The sequence below is a fragment of the Spirosoma pollinicola genome (assembly GCF_002831565.1).
Taxonomy (GTDB): Bacteria; Bacteroidota; Bacteroidia; order Cytophagales; family Spirosomataceae; genus Spirosoma; species Spirosoma pollinicola.
On record NZ_CP025096.1, the window covers coordinates 5307246 to 5325260 of the forward strand.

Sequence of the window (18015 nt, forward strand, 5' to 3'; positions counted from 1 at the left end):
CGGGTGGTCGGAGCCATGCTGTCTGATACACTGATACACTTATTGTAAAAACTACTTCTTATCCCACCAAACCCGCGTATCGAGCGTGTTAGGACCCTGTCGCGCAATGGCTTCGTTTAATTTGCCCGAGTTAACAACTATCTCGCTGTCAGGGTACGGCATGCGCCGGATGAAGTCGCCTTTTACTTCAGAGCCGGGATAAGGGTTTTTGGTCAAGGCTGGAAAACCGCTGCGCCGGAAATTGGCGAACGCTTCGTTACCGTCCAGAAAAGACGCTACCCAGTACTGCGTGTTGATCTGATCCAGTGCTTTGGCGGCATCCAGCGGGTGAGCGTCCAGATACGCTTTGATGGATGCTTCCGGCAGGGTTGACCCATACGATGCCATTTGTTCCAGATTGGCTCGAATACCTTTGGCAAAATAGTCGGCAGCCGCCCCCGCCACCCATCCGCGAACAGCCGCTTCGGCCAGCAGGAGTTGAACTTGTGCGTAGGTGATGTGAAATTCGGGAGCGTCAAGTTTAAGCACCGTGTTCAGGTTGACCTGTGAAAAGTCCCACAGGCTTGCCACATTATTCTGCGCCAGCACGGTATTGATCGAGACATCGTTATAGCCCATCGGCATGCCAATCTGAACTGCCGGGTCAGAGGAGGCCCGTGCGGCCACCTGCTCCTGACCACCTTTGGCACCTACATAGCGCACGGCAAAAATGGGTAACCGGGGGTCGTTATTGGCCTTCAGATAATTCACAAAGGGGGCAGCGAGGTAGAAGTTGGTTTTTTCGCGGGCGGCTAAGTGGTTGGCAATGTAGTTGTTGTAAATGGCTGTATGCCGAATGATCGAGTTGTCGGCATTCGATTGGAACACCCCACCCGTAACGGCTTTGGTCACATACGACTGGGCCGTTGCCGGATCGACCTTGGTTAAGCGCATGCCAGCCCGTAACATAAAGGAGTATCCCAGTTTTTTCCATTTAGCCACGTCGCCACCATACAGAATGTCCGTAACAACCGGCGACTGTGCCGTAGTCAGAGCTGCCGATGCTTCGTCGAGCTCCTTCAAAATATCCTTGTAGATAGCCTCCTGCGGATCGTATTTGGGCGTGATGATCTCGTTGGTATAGCCCTGTCCCGCTTCAAAATAGGGAATGTCCCCATAAGTATCGGTCAGGATCATGAAGATGTAAGCTTTCCAGATACGGGCTGCATTGTAGGTGTTGGATTGTAAGGGATCGCTTTTGGTTTGATCAATCACCGCCACCAGTTGTTTGAGCACGTTGCGGTAAAAATTTACCCACACCAGGGGTGTATTACCCCCATTGATCTGATCGTAATTAGCCCCCGACAATGAGCTGCCATAAGGGGTAATGATCTGCTGGACAATGCCGAAATTGTAGGTCAGCATACCCAGCGTACCAAATCCGTCGAGGTAGTTCGTGCTGATAATGCCCTTGTTGAGCACCATCGAAGGAGACAGGGACGTTGGGTCAACCTTGTTTATATTCACCTCGTCGAAGCCCTGATCGCAGCCTGAAAGAAGACTCAGTGACAGGCCTAACGCTAGTATATAATTGAGATTTGTTTTCATGATGTTTGTCGCTTGGATTTTGTCATTTTTGAGAGACGACAGAAAAATTAGAATCGAACATTCAGGTTAAAACCGATGCTGCGGGTAGGGGGCAGACCGGGCCAGAAATCGAGTCCCACGCCATTATCCGACGAAACAAGCGCTTCTTCGGGGTCCATATTTTCCGTCCATTTCTTGATAATCAGGACGTTGTTGGCTACGGCATTCAGTTTCAGACCTTTGATGAAAAGCCCCTGGGGGAGAAGCTTGCTGAAATCATAGCCCAGCGAAACTTGCCGCAGTTTCCAGAAGCCAGCGTTAAAGACAAAATCTTCGTTGATTCCCAATGGGTTAATGGATTCGTAGAATGGTTGTACAGCCGCTTTTGTCTGGTTTATTTCACCGTTAGGATTGACACCGTTACCGATCACGTAGCCCACATCCCGACCCGGTAGCGTCCGTTTCGACAGGCCGTGGCGCATGTAGTTTATGTTCCGGCCAGCAATCATTTTATGCCCCAGCTTAAAGTCGATCAGGGCAGATAATGAAATGCCCCGATAGGTGAACGTATTGGTGATACCCCCGAAATAAGTTGGGAGCGCATTGCCCACATTTTTCAGGGTATTGTTGCGTAGAGGCATGCCGCTATTCTGGTCGAACACCTGCCGCCCCTGTGCATCGCGCAGATACGTGAAGGTGTACAGTTGCCCGATTGGTTTGCCAACAACCTGATTCAGCGTCCGTCCACCACCGCTGTTCACTGTGATGACAGTATCATTGGGCGACAACCCTAAGCGCAGGACTTTCGAGGTATTGTAGGAGACGTTGGCGCTTACATCCCACCGGAAGTTCTGGGAAACAACGGGCGAGCCGGTGAGTAGTATCTCAAGGCCCTGATTCATACTCCGGCCTACGTTGATCAGCTTGCTGGTATACGACGAGGCATCCGAGATCTGGGCGGCCAGAATCTGATCGTCGGTAGTTTTGTGGTAATAGGTAAAGTCGAGGCCTAATTTGCTGTTAAACAGCTTTAATTCCAGACCAACTTCGGCTTCCTGAATGCGGAGCGGACGGAGGTTTTTGTTTGGAACGACCGTTGCATTGATGCCCCCCACCGGTACCAACTGCCCCGACGGATTGGGAAACGAGTTATTGTCAACGGCATAATAAAGCGCGTTGGAATACGGATCTACGTTATCCGAACCCACTTGCGCATAGGCTGCTCGCAACTTCCCAAACGACAGCCAGGGGGGCAGGTTTTCAAAGGCCTGTGAGAACACAAAACTGCTCGTAACGGAGGGGTAAAGAATGCTGCGGTTTGCCGGTGCCAGCGTGGAAAACCAGTCGTTTCGGGCCGTTACGTTCAGGAACATGTAATCCCGATAGGAGAGGGTTGCCGCCCCAAACAGGGAGTTGATGTTCTTCTCGGCCAGCGCGTAAATAGGGTTTTTGATCCGGCCATTGGCCACCGTGTACAGTCCCGGTGTCACGAAATCCTGCACCGTCACGCTGTTGTAGTCATTCCGGGCATAACGCGCGTTGCCGCCGAGCGTAATGTCTACGCCAATTTTTCCGAAGGTTTTATTGGCCCCCAGAATGAAGTCCAGGTTTCGTTCGGTATTCTGGCGTACATCCTGTGTGTACGAGCCGTTTACGTAGCCAACGGGTGCTTTGGCAATGGGTGCATACCCGTTCGGAATGTTGTAATCCTGATTACGTATGTAATAGTCCTGAGCAATTCTTGCCTGTAAATAGAGCCAGTCGGTAAACTGGTACTTAAGGGCCACATTGCCAAACAGACGGTCGCGCCGGATGTTTTCGAAGTGGCGGCTCATGGAATAGTAGGGGTTGTTACGCACCAGAAAGCGCGAGAACACATACTCATCACCGTTGGGCTTGGTCTGGTTGTCGCGGAGGGCGTCGAAGGGCATGGAATTGGCCAGGGTGAAAACCACCGTCGAGACCGAAAAATCCTGCGTATTCAACTGGGGCGGGTTGATGTTATTCTCCTTCGAGTAATTGATATTTCCCGATGCCGTTAACTTGCTGGTGATGTTCTGAGTGAACCCCAGGTTAATTACTTTGCGGTTGAAGGTATTATTCTCCATAATTCCCTTGTTGTCGGTATTGCCAAATGACAGGCTGAACCCACCATTCTGCCCGTTATTTGCCACGGTAACGGTGTTGGTAAAGTTGGTGCCTACGCGGTAGAACTGCTTCACCCGATTATAGACGGGTTCGTAGGGGTAGGTTTTATTGTCGAACAGCACCTGTGTCATGCCCGGCTGAAACTTCTCGCCGAAGCTCCACACTCCCGATGTAGGGTCTGGAGTGGTGGGTCGTTTGCCGCCCTCACCCTGCCCATATTCGTACTGAAAATCGGTAAAATCCAGTGGAGTATCGGTGGTGAAGTTGGTGTTGTATGTAACGCTATACCCCTTGCCCGCCCCCCGGCTTTTGGTGGTAATCATGACCACGCCGTCTTTGGCACGGGAGCCGTATAAGGCCGCTGCGGTAGCGCCTTTCAGCACGGTCATGGTTTCGATATCGTCAGGATTGATACTGCTCAGGCCATCGCCCCCGTCGGAACTGTTGGCGGCACGTGAGCCAAAATCACCCCCGAGGGAGTAGTTGGAGTTGTCGATTGGCACCCCATTCACTACGATGAGCGGGTTGTTTTGTCCGCTGAAAGACGACTGCCCGCGAATACGGATTTTGGCTGTTCCGGCAGGGCCTGTTCCCATCGTGGTAATGTTTACACCCGCCATTTTGCCTTGCAATCCGCTTACAAAATTGGGCGTACGGTTCACAGAAATCTGATCGGCATTAACCGTTGCGGTTGCATAGCCCAGCGTTTTGGCTTCTTTCTTGATACCTAGCGCTGTAACGATAACTTCGTCGATGGCTTTGGCATCCTCTATTAATTGTACATTGACGATGGAGCGATTGTTAATTGGTACCGTCTGGCTTACGTAACTGATATAGGAAAAAATCAGCGAAGCGGTAGCGGGTGCATTGATCGAATAATTACCTGAAGCATCGGTGGCGGTACCTACCGATGTGCCGCCAACTAGAACGTTTACACCGGGCAGTCCCTCCTTATCGGGTCCGGTTACTCTACCGGTTATTTTGTTCGTCTGGGCAAATGCCAGACTACTACACACGAGTAGATGAAAAAGTAGAATTAGAGCTTTGTTCATGTTCAATAGAGATTAAGGTTTAAAAGGCAAAATCATCCATTTATATCAATACTTTAAATTGATATAATTACAATTTACGGGGGCTCTGAAAATGACTCCTCAATCCAGCTATAAGGTCGGATTTTGTATGGTTTTGGTAGTCGTATCAGACAGCATCCTGCTGTCTGGCCGTCAGGCTAAAAAATGACCACAAGTAGTCAAATCCCAATGGGTAAGTAGTGTATTTTAGCCTAACGGCCAGACAGCAGGATGCTGTCTGATACATGGGCACGCTTACCAGTTATGAATGGCACCATCCGGGCTTTTCAAAATCGGGTGTGGAAACTGCGTTTTGGCCGCTACTTCCAGCACAAACGTTGCTTTTTTGGGATCGAATTTGACACCCAGACCCGGCGCCGGATTCAGGTATAATTTGCCGTTTTTGAAGTTTATGAAATCCTCATTGAAATAATCGGGCCGTTCGGGTTCACCACCGCCCAGTTCCATCAGGCAGCGCGTTGGGCTGCTGGAACCAAGTACATGCACCAGTGCCGCCGTGGATAGAGGGCCGGTAAAGTGCGGAATCATACCCGCATAGTGTGTTTCGCACAGAGCGGCAATTTTCTTGAATTCGCCAATGCCGCCCGTATTAGGTAAGGTAATTCGCGTATAGTCGATCAGGCGCTGTTCAATGAGCTCGTTGATGTCCCAGCGGTCGCCAAATTGTTCGCCAACCGCAATAGGTACGGTGGTCATCTGCCGGACGGTTTTATAAACAGCCGGATTTTCAGACCGAACAATGTCCTCTACGAAATAAGGCTCCATATTCTCAAGCGCCCTGCAGATTTTGATGCCTTCGGTGGTATCAAAACGTGTATGCAGATCAAGTGCCCATTTGCCGCCACCACCAACCGCCGAGTCAATTCGCTTGCAAAATTCGATGGTCTTTTTGGCGTTGTCATAAAAGTCAAAGGGTTGATCGCCGTTGCCGCCGGTTGGGCCAATTCGGTAGGCTCGCAGGCCCGCTTCGATACAATCCCGCGCCCGTTCTTCTTCTGTTTTGGCTTTGGAAGCCCGAAAGCCAGTGGCGTAACATTCAACATAGTCGCGGGTGGCCCCGCCCAGCAAGTCATAGACTGGTACGCCCAGGGCTTTTCCTTTAAGGTCCCATAAGGCCATTTCCAACGCTCCAAGCGCGTGCAATTTCTCCCGACCGGGTGGATAAAACATGCCCCGGTACACGTTTTGCCAGAGGTGCTCAATGCGAAACGGATCTTCGCCAATAATCATCTGAGCGCACTGCTCGATCATATCTTTAGAGCCGCCTTCGCCAATGCCGATAACGCCCCCATCGGTATAGATTTCAACAATGCCGCGAGCCTGGTTGAAGAGGGGTTTGTTATAACCGGGGGCACTGTAATACCTGATTTTTGTGATTTTTAATTTTGGAGCCGCCTGCGCCATGCTCATGGGCAGACCGCTCCAAATAGCTGTTGAACCGACCAATGCAGACTTAAGAAAGTTTCTTCTTTCCATGAAGGTAAGGGAATAGGAATAATCAGTTAGTGGCAATGAATTTGTAAAGAAAAGTGCTTGCTTAATCGGTTAAGCAAGGGTTTAAAACTAGGTGACCACGCTCTTTTTTGTTTTTGACGAGGCTCGTTCGATCAATTCTGCTTTCATAAGTATCTGCGCGGGTTCAGTTGATTTGTGCGTCAATTTTTTCACCAGTAATTCAACGGCAGTTTGGCCCAGCAATACAATGGGCTGTTTCAAATAGGTTATGGGGCAATAATAAAGCTCAAAAACTTCGGCCTGGCCAAAACTGACAATGCCTAAATCATCCGGCACCTTTATACCCAGGCTATTTATATGTTTCAGGCCACTTACAGCCAGACTATATGTCGCAAATAAGAGCGCATCGACGGGTTCATCAGCCGCCAGCATAGTATCAATGGCCGCTTTTACACCGGCGTCAATCGCGTTGATTTTTATCCGTTTTAACCAGTGTTCCTGACCGGTAACCTTACTGTCTCTCAGCGCATCCTGATACCCTCTGATGCGCTCCTGCATATGGAAAAGTTGCGAATCATAAGCAATCATCCCAATGCGTTGATACTGGTTCCTGATTAAATGGGTACCTGCGTCATACGAGGCTCTGTAATGGTCTGTCGAAACAAAATCGGTTGGTATTTCCGGGAAATACCGGTCTAATAAAACAAAGGGAATATGCTTATCTAGTAAAAGCTGAATCTGTTCTTTCGAGTCTTCTGCCGAAACAATGATAAATCCATCAACTTGCCTGTTAATCAGTACATCCAGTAAGTCCCGTGACTTGTCGGCGTTTTCATCTGAACTGCCAATGATGACCGTATACCCGTTCCGTTTTGCTTCGTCTTCAACTACCCTGGCTATATTCGCAAAGAACGGGTTCGATATATCGGCTATAATCAGCCCAATGGTGTGTGTTTTTCCGCTTCGCAAACTCTTCGCCAAATGGCTTGGCTGGTAGTTTAATTCTGTCGCTATTTGCTTAACCTTCAATGCAATTTCCTGCCCAACCCGACTCTCTTTTTCTTTTCCGTTAAGCACATAAGACACTAACGCTGTTGAAACGCCCGCTTTTTGGGCTATGTCTTTTATAGACACCTTTGTCTTACTCATGCTCGCTATAAATGATCCTGCTGACACGGTAGGATGGATAGATGGGTGCCGCTAACAAAATCAAACAAATATATAGTTAATCGTTTAAGCAAAGCAAGAACTATTATTATTTCTACTCAAATTTGTTTTATTATCAGATGAGAGGTTTTTAATTGGGGCTGACAAAAACGTCGAAGATTAAACAAGTAAGCGGTTAATTTGCAAAAAAAAGACATCCACCTTATTTGTATGCTCGAACAAATTCAGGAAACGGCACAGTTTATACAGTCGAAAACAAATCTTACGCCAACCATCGGCATTATTCTCGGAACCGGCCTTGGTGCCTTAGCCAACGAACTGGACATTGAAACGACGCTCCCGTATGCGTCTATTCCTCATTTTCCCCTGTCGACGATTGAGTCTCATTCGGGCAAATTATTGGTGGGTACATTGGCGGGGAAGCCGGTTATGGTGATGCAGGGACGCTTTCACTATTACGAAGGATACACTATGCAACAGGTAACGTTTCCGGTGCGGGTGATGCATGCGCTTGGCGTAAAAACGTTGCTGGTATCGAACGCGGCTGGTGGCATGAATCCAGCCTTCCAAACTAGTGACCTGATGGTAATCGACGATCATATTAGCTTACTGTTGCCGGGAAATCCATTGATTTGCCCGAATCCGCCCGTGTTTGGCGAACGCTTCCCCGATATGTGTGAGCCCTACCGACAGTCGTTAATTGATCTGGCTTTCTCGATTGCCGACGAGTTGGGTATCTCCCTCAAACGTGGGGTATACGTGAGTGTAACGGGGCCGCAATTGGAAACGCGTGCCGAATACCGGATGCTGCACCAGTGGGGTGCCGATGCCGTGGGCATGTCTACGGTACCGGAAGTTATTGTGGCCAATCAACTGAGTATGGCCGTTTTTGGCGTGTCGGTCATTACGGACCTTTGTTTCCCCGACACCCTCGAAAAAGCCGAACTCGTTAAAATACTGGCAGCCGCAGCGAAAGCCGAACCGAAACTAACGATGTTGATTCGCGAAATGATAAGCCGGTTGTAAGGCCAGACCCGGATCCGGTTGATTCAAAGGAGCCGTGTTTCGGTTTCCTACAAACTGGAATTGTACGATAGTGGACCTTATTTGTCCGCTATCGTACAAGATGCAGAATGGTATTTTTATGTAACTAGCTGACTGTTAGTTATTTTATTCTGTTGGCACGCTTGTTGGCATTTAAGTAATCGAACTCAAAAACTTACAACAACAACATACTGCCATGAACAACTCACTTACGTCCGCTTTTGCAAAAACAGTTGCCGCTCTTTTTATCAGCGCTACACCTATGTTAGCGAATCCCGCCAACCCAACAAAACCTGCTTCGTTCGAGGCCAGTGTCTACGTCACGAATAAAAACACGATTAAACTGTCCATCGATAAAACGACCGCTGAGTCGCTAAGTATTAGTTTACGCCCAACTGACAAGAGCGGTGATTTGTTCATCAAACAGATTGGTAAACGACAAACTAATGCTCGTTTACAACTCAATGTGGATGAATTGCCGAATGGCGTTTATGAATTAGAAATCAGATCGGCTGGCGGTGTTCGCATCGTTAAACAAGTCCAGCTTGGCACGACAACGCCGACAATACCCACCGGACGCCTGGTCGCTATTAATTGACCTGGTCTGGATGTTGCCCCAATACCAAAAAAGGCTTAAATCGACTAGTGCCGATTTAAGCCTTTTTGGTATTGGGTAGGGTAGCTGGGTTTTTGATTCCGGAATACCTAGGCCAGCCGGTCGTTAATAAATTGTTCGCAATAAAGTTTGATCTGATCCCGAACGACGCGAAACTGCGCCAACTTTTCGCTCTCGGGTGCATGAGACGGATCGCTAAAACTGTGGTGAATGAGTTGTGCCGTTGAGGGGAAATAAGGGCATTGCTCCCGGGCATTGTCGCAAACGGTAATAACGTAGTCGATGGGCTGATTCACGTATTCATCAACATGGTTAGAGGTGTGATGCGAAATGTCAACACCGTCTTCGGCCATCACCTGAATAGCCAGTGGGTTGACACCGTGAGGTGCTACGCCGGCGCTATAAACCGTAGCGCGGTCGCCCGCAAAATATTGGAGGTAGCCGTGAGCCATTTGCGACCGGGCCGAGTTGCCCGTGCAGAGTACTAAAATTGAGGTCATTTTATTGATATTTAATCAATGCCAACTTGTGTGCTGCGCCGTTCGAGCAGCAGAATATTTCGCCAGATGCCAGCGCGTTTGCCAATCCGTTCGTGGTGGCCGATCTCCCGGAAGCCGCAGCGTTTATGAAGGGCTATGCTGGCTGTGTTTTCGGGAAATATGCTGGCCTGCAATGTCCACAGGTTCTTTGTTTCGCTCTCTATAATCAGTTGATTCAACAATTGTTGTCCAACACCTTTGCCCCGGTGGGCGGCATCGACATACAGGCTCACTTCAGCTACGCCTGAGAACACGCACCGGCCCGATACGGCTGTTAACAGTGCATACCCAATTACGGTACCGGCCTCAACGGCCACTAACTGCGGAGAGGTCATATACGCGTTTGCCATTGCTTCGGGCAATGGGGCCCGCGTTTCCATTGTGGCATTGCCCGTGTCGATGCCTTGCTGGTATATAGCGGCCATTGCGGACCAGTCATTTAGTTGTACAGATCGGATTTTCATGACGTAACGCGGGTGGAAACCCGCGATTATTGTTCAGAAATCGCGGGTTTCCACCCGCGTTACATTAACAACAACCGCTGCCGGGCTCGCAGCAGGCATCCGCTTTCCTGGTTAAGTCGGCGAGTTGAACACGTGGTTTCGACGGTGTCGTTGGCTTCTCGGCATAGGCCGTGAGGCTGACGATACCCGTACCTGACTGCCGATAAGCGGCTATTTCGTCTATAGTCAGGTAGTTTGCCAGTAGTTCATCAGGGAGGAAAATGGCTTTCTGTTTTTGCAAGGTCAGGTTGGTGAAGCCTGCTTCCTGAATCAGACCAATATATACGTCCTGCTGAATCGCTCCCGAAACACAACCGGCATAGAGTTCTGCTGCTTTGAGTAGGTTGGCGGGGAGGTCACCAGCCAGCACAATGTCGGAAATGCTGAAATGGCCGCCGGGTTTGAGAACACGCCAAATTTCGGCAATCACGTTTTTCTTGTTAGGAACCAGATTCAGTACGCAGTTCGACACGATCACGTCCGCCGTGTTATCCACAACGGGCATTTGTTCAATGTCGCCAACGCGAAATTCGACATTGTTATAGCCCAATGTATCGGCGTTTTTCCGGGCGCGGTTAATCATGGCATCAGTGAAGTCGATGCCAATTACTTTGCCAGTTGGTCCCGTTTCATGACGAGCCACAAAACAATCGTTACCTGCCCCCGAACCCAGATCAATAACCGTATCGCCGGGTTTGATTTGGGCAAATTGCGTCGGCAAGCCACAGCCTAAACCGAGGTCGGCATCGGCAACATAACCGGCTAACTGGCTATAATCGTCGGCCATAATAGCCGGGTTATCGGTTGGCGAACAGCAATTGGTGGCACCGCAACAGGAAGCTTCGTTGTAAGCCTTCGATTGGGTAGCAATCTGGCCATAGGCCTCCCGAACAACGGTTTTTAACTGGTCATCAATTTGCATGGTAGTATGTGTTAATTGTAATATTACGATTAATTTGGCTGTTGTTAGGATAATTGTCTCGCTATCTACTTGACAATCAGTAAAATTATCTTCCCAATTCTTTCGGTCAAAGCAAGCGAGAAAACCATTAGCACCGGCAGGGGTGGGATTTAGTTTAATACGGTACTATTTTGTGCCTTTTGTATCTCATGCTGTGCATCCTCCGGCAAAAGTAGTCCTTCCTTCACCAGATCATTTGCGGCTTTCTGAACTGCCGCTACATAGGCCGCATGCGTACCGTAGCGTTCTTCCAGCGACAGGCGCGGGTCGTTAGCAACTATCCGCTCGGCTTTGGTTTTTTTAAAGGGAATGAACATACCGTTGAGTGAGGCTAGGTCGCCTTCGCCATAGCCTGCCCGACGCAAACTCCACCCCGTATATGTGCCAAGTGGTACGCGCATAGTGGTGTTCCGAATGCCCCCCAGTTCGTTGCCATCCTGATCGACCTTTGGCACCAGAACCGTGTATACGTTTGCCTTGATGACTTTCGGGGGTTCCTGTAGCACAATGCCTGTAATATGGTGGCTGTTGTAAGCTGGTCCAAAATCAAGCAGCGGTACATTGTTGAACTGGCCATTGTATACCACGCCCGGAATTGATGGCCAGCCGATACTATTCTGGTCGGGGCGCACCAGTGTTTTGGCTTTGATGGTTGGATATATGCTGGCAGGAGGCAGCTTATCCTGCAACACCCACTGCTCCAGCGCAATCAACAACGCACGCAGGTTAGGCTGATTCTGATTGGGATTCGTCATGAAGCCCGATACCGGGTCCAGTATACTACCCGGCGAATGTTGCGTACCGGCAAATAGATAAATTCGAACGTTGTCGGGAATGACGAGGTCCTGCTTCCCATGAGAATCTGTCGTTGGCAGCGACGCCCGTATCTGGCGATATTCTGACGAGCTGAGCGTTTGCATGATTTTAGGGCAATTACCCATGGGCGAACAGGCTTCCAGAATACCACCGGTAATACCCGAAACCGGATCGCGGGTAACGTTCCAGGTAAAGGGGGCTTCATTGCTCGGGTAAAGGTGATCTTCGTGCTGAAGCCCTCCGCCCCCCGGCCGACCAAAGCGAATGTTCAGGGAGATCCGGCGAGTGGCGATGTGGGCGTTGATGCCATCGAACACCCGCTGGCCCGGTTCGTCCTGATTAAAGCCCAGTTGCAGAAATGTACGGGTGAAATTACTGCACTGAGATACCCCCTGCATGATCGCGGCCCGAATTGGAAGCGTAGTTGCCCCCGCTACCAACAGGGGATTTGGGTTGCGGGCGTCGTCGGTGGTTGACTGCCGCAGAAATGACGCCATATCCCGAACCGCAGCAAAACCCAGCCCCAACACCAGCGGATTTTTGGCGGTATATACCAGTTCGTAAATGTAATTTGGGTCGAATCCTTCCTTCAACGAAAGCTTTGTATTGCTGGCTGTGCCGGGAAAGGGCTGAGTTGTACAGTCAGAAAAGGCCCAGTCACTGTTAGGAATAGGCATACGGGCATCAGCTTCATGTACACGTTTGGTTAGTACTAACCCGGTGTTGTCGAGACTGATGGTTTCGTAGCTGTGGTGTGTTATACCGCTGAAAGGGCCGCTGCTCAGACTCTGTGTTTTAGCGGGTACAGTGACCTGAAATTCGGCCCGGAGCAGGCCCGTTATTTCCTTGCCATTGTTGGTCGCTACGGGCACCTTAATCGTCAGGCGCGGACTGCCCGGAACGGTTTCTCCGGCTAAAACATCGCCCTGCCAGCCGCACCAGACATACACATAACCTCGTTTGAGCAGGGCCGTATCGGCCGGAAATACGTTTCCCCGGTTGGGCAGGCTCAGAAACAGCAGGCCGTTACTCTTACCTATGTCTTTGGGGCGCAGCAATGCAAACTCAGACACGTATTCGATCATACCCCGCTCATTTTTAGGAGCCAGTTGCAAATCCTGGATGATCTTGTTCTGGGCCAGCTTCGGGTCTACTTCGCCATATGCCTGACCCGTAACTCGCTCATAAGCACCCGCGTTGCCGAAGGCGCGACCACTCGCGTAGGCTTCTGTTTTGGTGATAACTAACTTGACAATACGCGCCTGCGCCGTGAGCGTGAGACCAAGCAACAACAGTACGAAACGAAGGGATAGGGCAAATTTCATATTGATAAAAGACTTAGTTTCCGTTTAACACCTTACTGAAAAACAGCACTTGGTAAGGAAGGGCGTTTTGCCAAAATTCCCAGCTATGACCGCCGGGCCGTTCGCTGTAATCGTGCGGTGTTTGGTTGAAAACCAGCCGATGATGTAATTCGCGGTTGGGCTCAATCAGAAAATCATCTACCCCACAGTCGATGACCAGTTTCAAGCCGTTTGTTTTCATTTTATCGGCCATGCCCACGACCGAATAGGAGGCCCATCCGTCGGGCGCCTGGTCGAATGGCCCCAGAATTTTTTCGAACTCTGCCTTGATGTTCTTTGTCGCATCGGGCGGAAGCTTCCAGGCGTTCATATCGAGATTCAGTGCCCCACTCATGCTTCCAGCTGCACAATAGAGGTCGGGATGGCGGGTCGCCAGATATAATGCGCCATAGCCCCCCATCGACAGCCCTGTAATTACCCGGCCTTTAGGTGTGCGAATAGTGCGATAGGTATTATCAATTTTAGCAATAACCTCTTTGGTCAGGTAGGTCTCAAACTGGCTGTCTTTGATGACGGGACTATCCACATAGTAGCTGAACACCTCGCCTTCGGGCATGACAATAATGAGGTTATACTGATCGGCGAGCCGGTGAATCAGGGTTTTATCGGGCGTTTTTGTAATCCAGTCGTTAAAGTGCCCAAAGCCGCCGTGGAGCAGATAGAGTACCGGGTACATCGTTTTATTCTTTCCGGCAGATGCATAGGAGTCGGGCAAAACGACCACCGCCCGAAGGTTCTTTTTCATCACCGCGCTGGGTACGTCCAGGGAATCGACTTTGGCCGCATAGAGCGGAAGTGTTAGCAGAAAACTAAGAAGGAATAGTAATGGCCAGAGCGAAGGTTTAGGCTGATTTATTTTACGCATACGAGTTTGACGTTAATGCCGGTTTAATAGGGTGAAATATCCTCTGAAAATGCCTGGTAACGTGTCTTTGGAGAATATGTGTTGAGACAAGTTGCCCAATCGTTTTGACAAAAAGCTGTTCGATCACTACTTGGCCAATGACGTAATAAATAGATCAGCATTAATAAACTAGACCTTACTAGAAGTCCACTGTAGTAACAGTAATTATTTATAGCCTCTCGTTAAAGAGGCCAATACTGATCAACAACAGCTTTTTTGATTAACAAATGAGTCCAGTACTTCGCCAAACACCTGCCGGGCTTCTTCCCAAACGGGTTCGTTGATGCAGTAACAAACGCGGGGTGGGTCGATGCTGCCCTGGATGATGCCAATACGTTTCAACTCCTTCAAATGCTGTGATACGGTAGCCTGAGCCAGGGGCAATTCATCAACAATATCGCCACACACACAGGCTTTTTTCTGAGCTAACAATTGCAGAATAGCTACGCGAGCCGGATGCGCAAAGGCTTTGGCCAGATCGGCCATGCGGTTCTGCTGATCCGTAAAGATTTCGGTTTTCGTCGCTCCCATGTGCCAAAGGTATGAAGAAATTTGATTATCGCAATATTACGATGAAGTTGTTTTTTGGCTATGTATTTGCGAGGCTTGTTTACCACCCCCAACCGAAGCGTCGGACCACCGTAAATAAATTTTAACCCTAACCCCACTTATAAATAACCGGGAAATAAAAGCCCATGTAAGAGTCCGTAAGCTGTTGATTACCTTGAGATAAAGCCTCATTATACAACCTTTCACATTTTAATTCTTCACACCATGTTCGTTCTAATCCACGCGTTTTCCCGGCTCGCAAGTCCCGGTCTGTATGTATGGCGATCCGAAGTAGCCGGTAATCTGGTTGCCCCGTTTAGTGATGATCGTACTACTGGCTGGTCGACGTTTCAGGTGCTGCTCGATCCGCAGATAAAGCCCCTTGTTCAGTTCAAATTAGTTGGTCGCGACTCGGAAGGGAAAGGTGTCGACTGGGAACTGGACGATTATAACCGGGAGCTAAAACGATTGCCCGACGATACGTTTCCGGCTGAAATCTGGATATTCCATAACGCCCGCCGTATACTTGATGTCGACCCAATGACGGCCTTGCCACAAAGCCGACTGACAGTCCATCTCATTACGTTGAATCGGTACCGGGAAAGTCAGCTTTGTCTGAGCGATGCCAACGCTCACGAAGTCCGGTTTGAACCCGGTCTGCCTGATAATCTCGGACCTGTTTTTACCGTTGACCTGACTGGCCTTCAACAGCAATTCTTTTATTTCAGGTTTGTCAAGGGGGATAAAGTAAACGGAAACCGGACCGATTTTGAGCCGCCCATTGCCAACAAAGTATACGTTGCCGATGATGGCAACGAGATATGGGTCCACAGTGATGCCGATATTATTCGGGATAGCCAGCCCGTTCTACGGCAGCTGACGGTTCATGTTCACAAAGAATCTGATTGGAACGACGCTCCCGAGATTCACCTTTGGCAACCGGGTTCGGGTTTCGAAGTAGACTTACCAGCCGAACAGGAAGATGACGGATGGAGCGCCCACCGGATATTACTTTACACCAATATTGAGTACCGTTTTTATGTACGCTATCGGTCGCTAGCGGTCGTCTGGCAGGAACCTAATCGGGCGCATCGGCGGCTGACCATTTTGCAGGAAACCGAATGCTGGACCATTGAGGGCGATGATGTGGTATTCGACAGTCGGCCTGCGCGCGACCTGGCCGTAACGATTCGTATTGCTGCCCGACCCGCTGGTGGAGCCTATGCCGGGCCGTTCCAGGCGCGGGTGGGTGTTCTGGATGCCGGCGGCTGGTCTGAATCGAATTTGACGGTGTCGGCTAGTGATTCGATAAGCTTTAGTACCTATCAGGGTATTGCCTTGAAGCTTGATTATATGCGTGCCGGAACCGTCATCTCGTCGCATCGGTTCGATACACCCGAAACGGGAGATACGTTCGATGGGTTTTCGGTTTTGTCGAAGCCGATTGTGTTGCGTGAAGCTCCACCAGCCGCTCTGTTTGCCGATCCGCCTTTCACGATTTTACGGCCGGGCATATGGGAGCAGGCTGGGACGCTTCATTTTGCTCTTCATGTTCAGGATGTATCGCGGGCACGGCTCAAAGGGGCATGGACAAATACACTCGTCGACCTGTCGCTCACTAACGATGGTACCTTTTTCTGGGCGCAGATACCCATTACAGATATAGCACCCTTGGGGACAGACTATCATAAACAGGCGTATAACTACATTCTCAACGACGATTGGCTGATTCACGATCCAGCCGCTCAGTGGGTGGAAGGGTCGACGCCGGGTAAGCATTCGCTCTTGTTCAATCCAGATCGTCATCAATGGCGGTCTTATTCCTGGCAGCGACCGGGTTGGGAGTACCTGATTATTTACCAGATCCACCCTGCTCGCTTTTCAGATCGGCATCCAGAGTTAAGTCCTCTATTGCAGGTAGCCCGCGAAATAGATGAACAGGCCGGTCATTTGCGCGATCTGGGTGTTACGGCTATTGAATTGTTGCCCGTCAACGAAGTAGGATCGCCAATATACGGCTGGGGATATGATCCGGCGTTTTTCTTTGCCGTTGAAGCCAATTACGGTGGCCCCGCCGATTTGCAGGAGCTGGCCGATACTTGTCATGCGCATGGTATAGCGTTGATACTGGATGTGGAGTTCAACCATACCGGCAATACGGATAATATTCTGTTCTCCACGGCTCATGACACGTTCATTGACGGCGATACACAATGGGGGCCGCTGATTAACTTCGACAACCCTATTTGCCGTTTCTTTTTCAGGACGAACCTGATTTATCTCGCCGAGACGTTCCGTATCGACGGATTCCGGTTCGACCATACCGACACCATTATTAATGGCCACAAACAGCAGGGGTATATCAATGTTCCCGGCTCAGGTGGCGGTTGGGAGTTCCTGAACGACATGCGTCAGGCACTAAAAAAGCTTGATCCGAACATCGTTATGATCGCGGAGGAGTTGCCGAACGACTGGTATCTCACGAGTCAGGGGGCTATGGATAGTCAGTGGTGCGATGATTTTCACGACCGCATGGTTGACGTGTGCCGCCGTCGGGAATCTGTTTTTAGATTGGGGCAGGCGTTGGAACTAACCAATCCTGTTTATCAGCACTGGTATAGTGCAACTAACTATGCCGAAAGCCACGATGAGGTTGGTAATGAAGATAACCGGATTGCCAAATGCGCTGAGTTTGGTTCAGGCCTGCGGCTGGCTAAAGTCGCACTCGCTACAGTGTTGCTTGGTCGGGGACTACCACACATTTTCATGGGTGGTGAAGCGGGCGAAACGCGTCAGTTTGCGAAAGATAAACTCGACACACTGCCGCTGGCTGTTTACCGATCCGATGTCAACCAGAAAAACGTATTGGCCTGGTTTCAAATACTTTGTGGATTACGGAAAAATGATAGCCGAATCAAAGGCCCCTCACCCTTAAACGTTCGTTATGCCGATGGAAACCTGTTGGCTTTTTCGCGGGGTGGCGCTGGTGAGTTTTTCATCGTGCTGAACTTTGGTACTTGGTCGGGCAGCATCGGCCTGTCTACGCTAAATCTGCCCGACGGCGTTTATTGCGAACTATGGAATTCGACATGGCCTGCGTTTGCCATTTCGGGCGAGTGGGAAAACGAGCACACCAACTGGGGGCGGGATGCCCGGTTGAGCCGAAACAACTCGCTGAACATCCCGGATTTTGGCGTAGTAGTTCTTGAGCGGGTGTAAACAAGTAGCATGGACATCCTGTCCGCGTAGCAGTAAGCTAACGGTTGTGGGTCTTGTTTTAGCTTACGGCTAC

General features: G+C 49.9%; 13 protein-coding genes. 3 read left to right on the top strand and 10 right to left on the bottom strand.

Annotation, left to right across the window (positions count from 1 at the left end):
- Nucleotides 1-51 precede the first annotated feature (51 nt).
- From CWM47_RS22275 to CWM47_RS22290, 4 genes are all read right to left on the bottom strand, one after another.
- Entirely contained in the window at nucleotides 52-1587 is a 1536-nt protein-coding gene (locus CWM47_RS22275; protein WP_100990391.1) for a SusD/RagB family nutrient-binding outer membrane lipoprotein, read from the bottom strand.
- Between the two features lie 47 nt (nucleotides 1588-1634).
- Entirely contained in the window at nucleotides 1635-4766 is a 3132-nt protein-coding gene (locus CWM47_RS22280) for a SusC/RagA family TonB-linked outer membrane protein (RefSeq protein WP_100990392.1), read from the bottom strand.
- A 273-nt stretch (nucleotides 4767-5039) separates the two neighbouring features.
- Entirely contained in the window at nucleotides 5040-6281 is a 1242-nt protein-coding gene (locus CWM47_RS22285) for a mandelate racemase/muconate lactonizing enzyme family protein (RefSeq protein WP_100990393.1), read from the bottom strand.
- An 87-nt stretch (nucleotides 6282-6368) separates the two neighbouring features.
- Nucleotides 6369-7409 carry a LacI family DNA-binding transcriptional regulator gene (locus CWM47_RS22290; RefSeq protein WP_100990394.1) on the bottom strand — a complete coding sequence of 347 codons (1041 nt, stop codon included), beginning with the start codon at nucleotides 7407-7409 and terminating at the stop codon, nucleotides 6369-6371.
- Nucleotides 7410-7637: 228 nt separating this feature from the next.
- Here CWM47_RS22290 and CWM47_RS22295 point away from each other — a divergent pair, with 228 nt between their 5' ends.
- Together CWM47_RS22295 and CWM47_RS22300 are read left to right on the top strand one after the other, a co-directional pair.
- On the top strand, nucleotides 7638-8453 hold the full coding sequence (locus tag CWM47_RS22295) for a purine-nucleoside phosphorylase (protein WP_100990395.1): 816 nt from the start codon (nucleotides 7638-7640) through the stop codon (nucleotides 8451-8453).
- A gap of 214 nt (nucleotides 8454-8667) precedes the next feature.
- A complete protein-coding gene (locus CWM47_RS22300; RefSeq protein WP_100990396.1) occupies nucleotides 8668-9069 on the top strand; it encodes a hypothetical protein in 402 nt (133 codons plus the stop codon).
- 107 nt (nucleotides 9070-9176) lie between these two features.
- Here the strand turns inward: CWM47_RS22300 and CWM47_RS22305 are convergent, their stop codons facing one another.
- From CWM47_RS22305 to CWM47_RS22330, 6 genes are all read right to left on the bottom strand, one after another.
- Nucleotides 9177-9587: an arsenate reductase ArsC gene (locus CWM47_RS22305; RefSeq protein WP_100990397.1), complete on the bottom strand. Its 411-nt coding sequence runs from the start codon at nucleotides 9585-9587 to the stop codon at nucleotides 9177-9179.
- Between the two features lie 11 nt (nucleotides 9588-9598).
- Nucleotides 9599-10090, bottom strand: a complete 492-nt coding sequence (locus tag CWM47_RS22310; RefSeq protein WP_100990398.1) for a GNAT family N-acetyltransferase — start codon at nucleotides 10088-10090, stop codon at nucleotides 9599-9601.
- 64 nt (nucleotides 10091-10154) lie between these two features.
- Complete coding sequence (locus CWM47_RS22315; protein WP_100990399.1) at nucleotides 10155-11051, bottom strand: arsenite methyltransferase; 897 nt, start codon at nucleotides 11049-11051, stop codon at nucleotides 10155-10157.
- A gap of 149 nt (nucleotides 11052-11200) precedes the next feature.
- On the bottom strand, nucleotides 11201-13231 hold the full coding sequence (locus CWM47_RS22320; RefSeq protein ID WP_100990400.1) for an alpha/beta hydrolase domain-containing protein: 2031 nt from the start codon (nucleotides 13229-13231) through the stop codon (nucleotides 11201-11203).
- 13 nt (nucleotides 13232-13244) lie between these two features.
- Entirely contained in the window at nucleotides 13245-14135 is an 891-nt protein-coding gene (locus tag CWM47_RS22325) for an alpha/beta hydrolase (protein ID WP_100990401.1), read from the bottom strand.
- Nucleotides 14136-14375: 240 nt separating this feature from the next.
- On the bottom strand, nucleotides 14376-14705 hold the full coding sequence (locus tag CWM47_RS22330) for an ArsR/SmtB family transcription factor (protein ID WP_100990402.1): 330 nt from the start codon (nucleotides 14703-14705) through the stop codon (nucleotides 14376-14378).
- Between the two features lie 243 nt (nucleotides 14706-14948).
- On the opposite strand from CWM47_RS22330, the gene CWM47_RS22335 reads away from it, so the two are divergent.
- Nucleotides 14949-17942, top strand: coding sequence for an alpha-amylase family glycosyl hydrolase (locus CWM47_RS22335; RefSeq protein WP_100990403.1), 2994 nt, complete (start codon nucleotides 14949-14951; stop codon nucleotides 17940-17942).
- The last annotated feature ends 73 nt before the right edge of the window (nucleotides 17943-18015 follow it).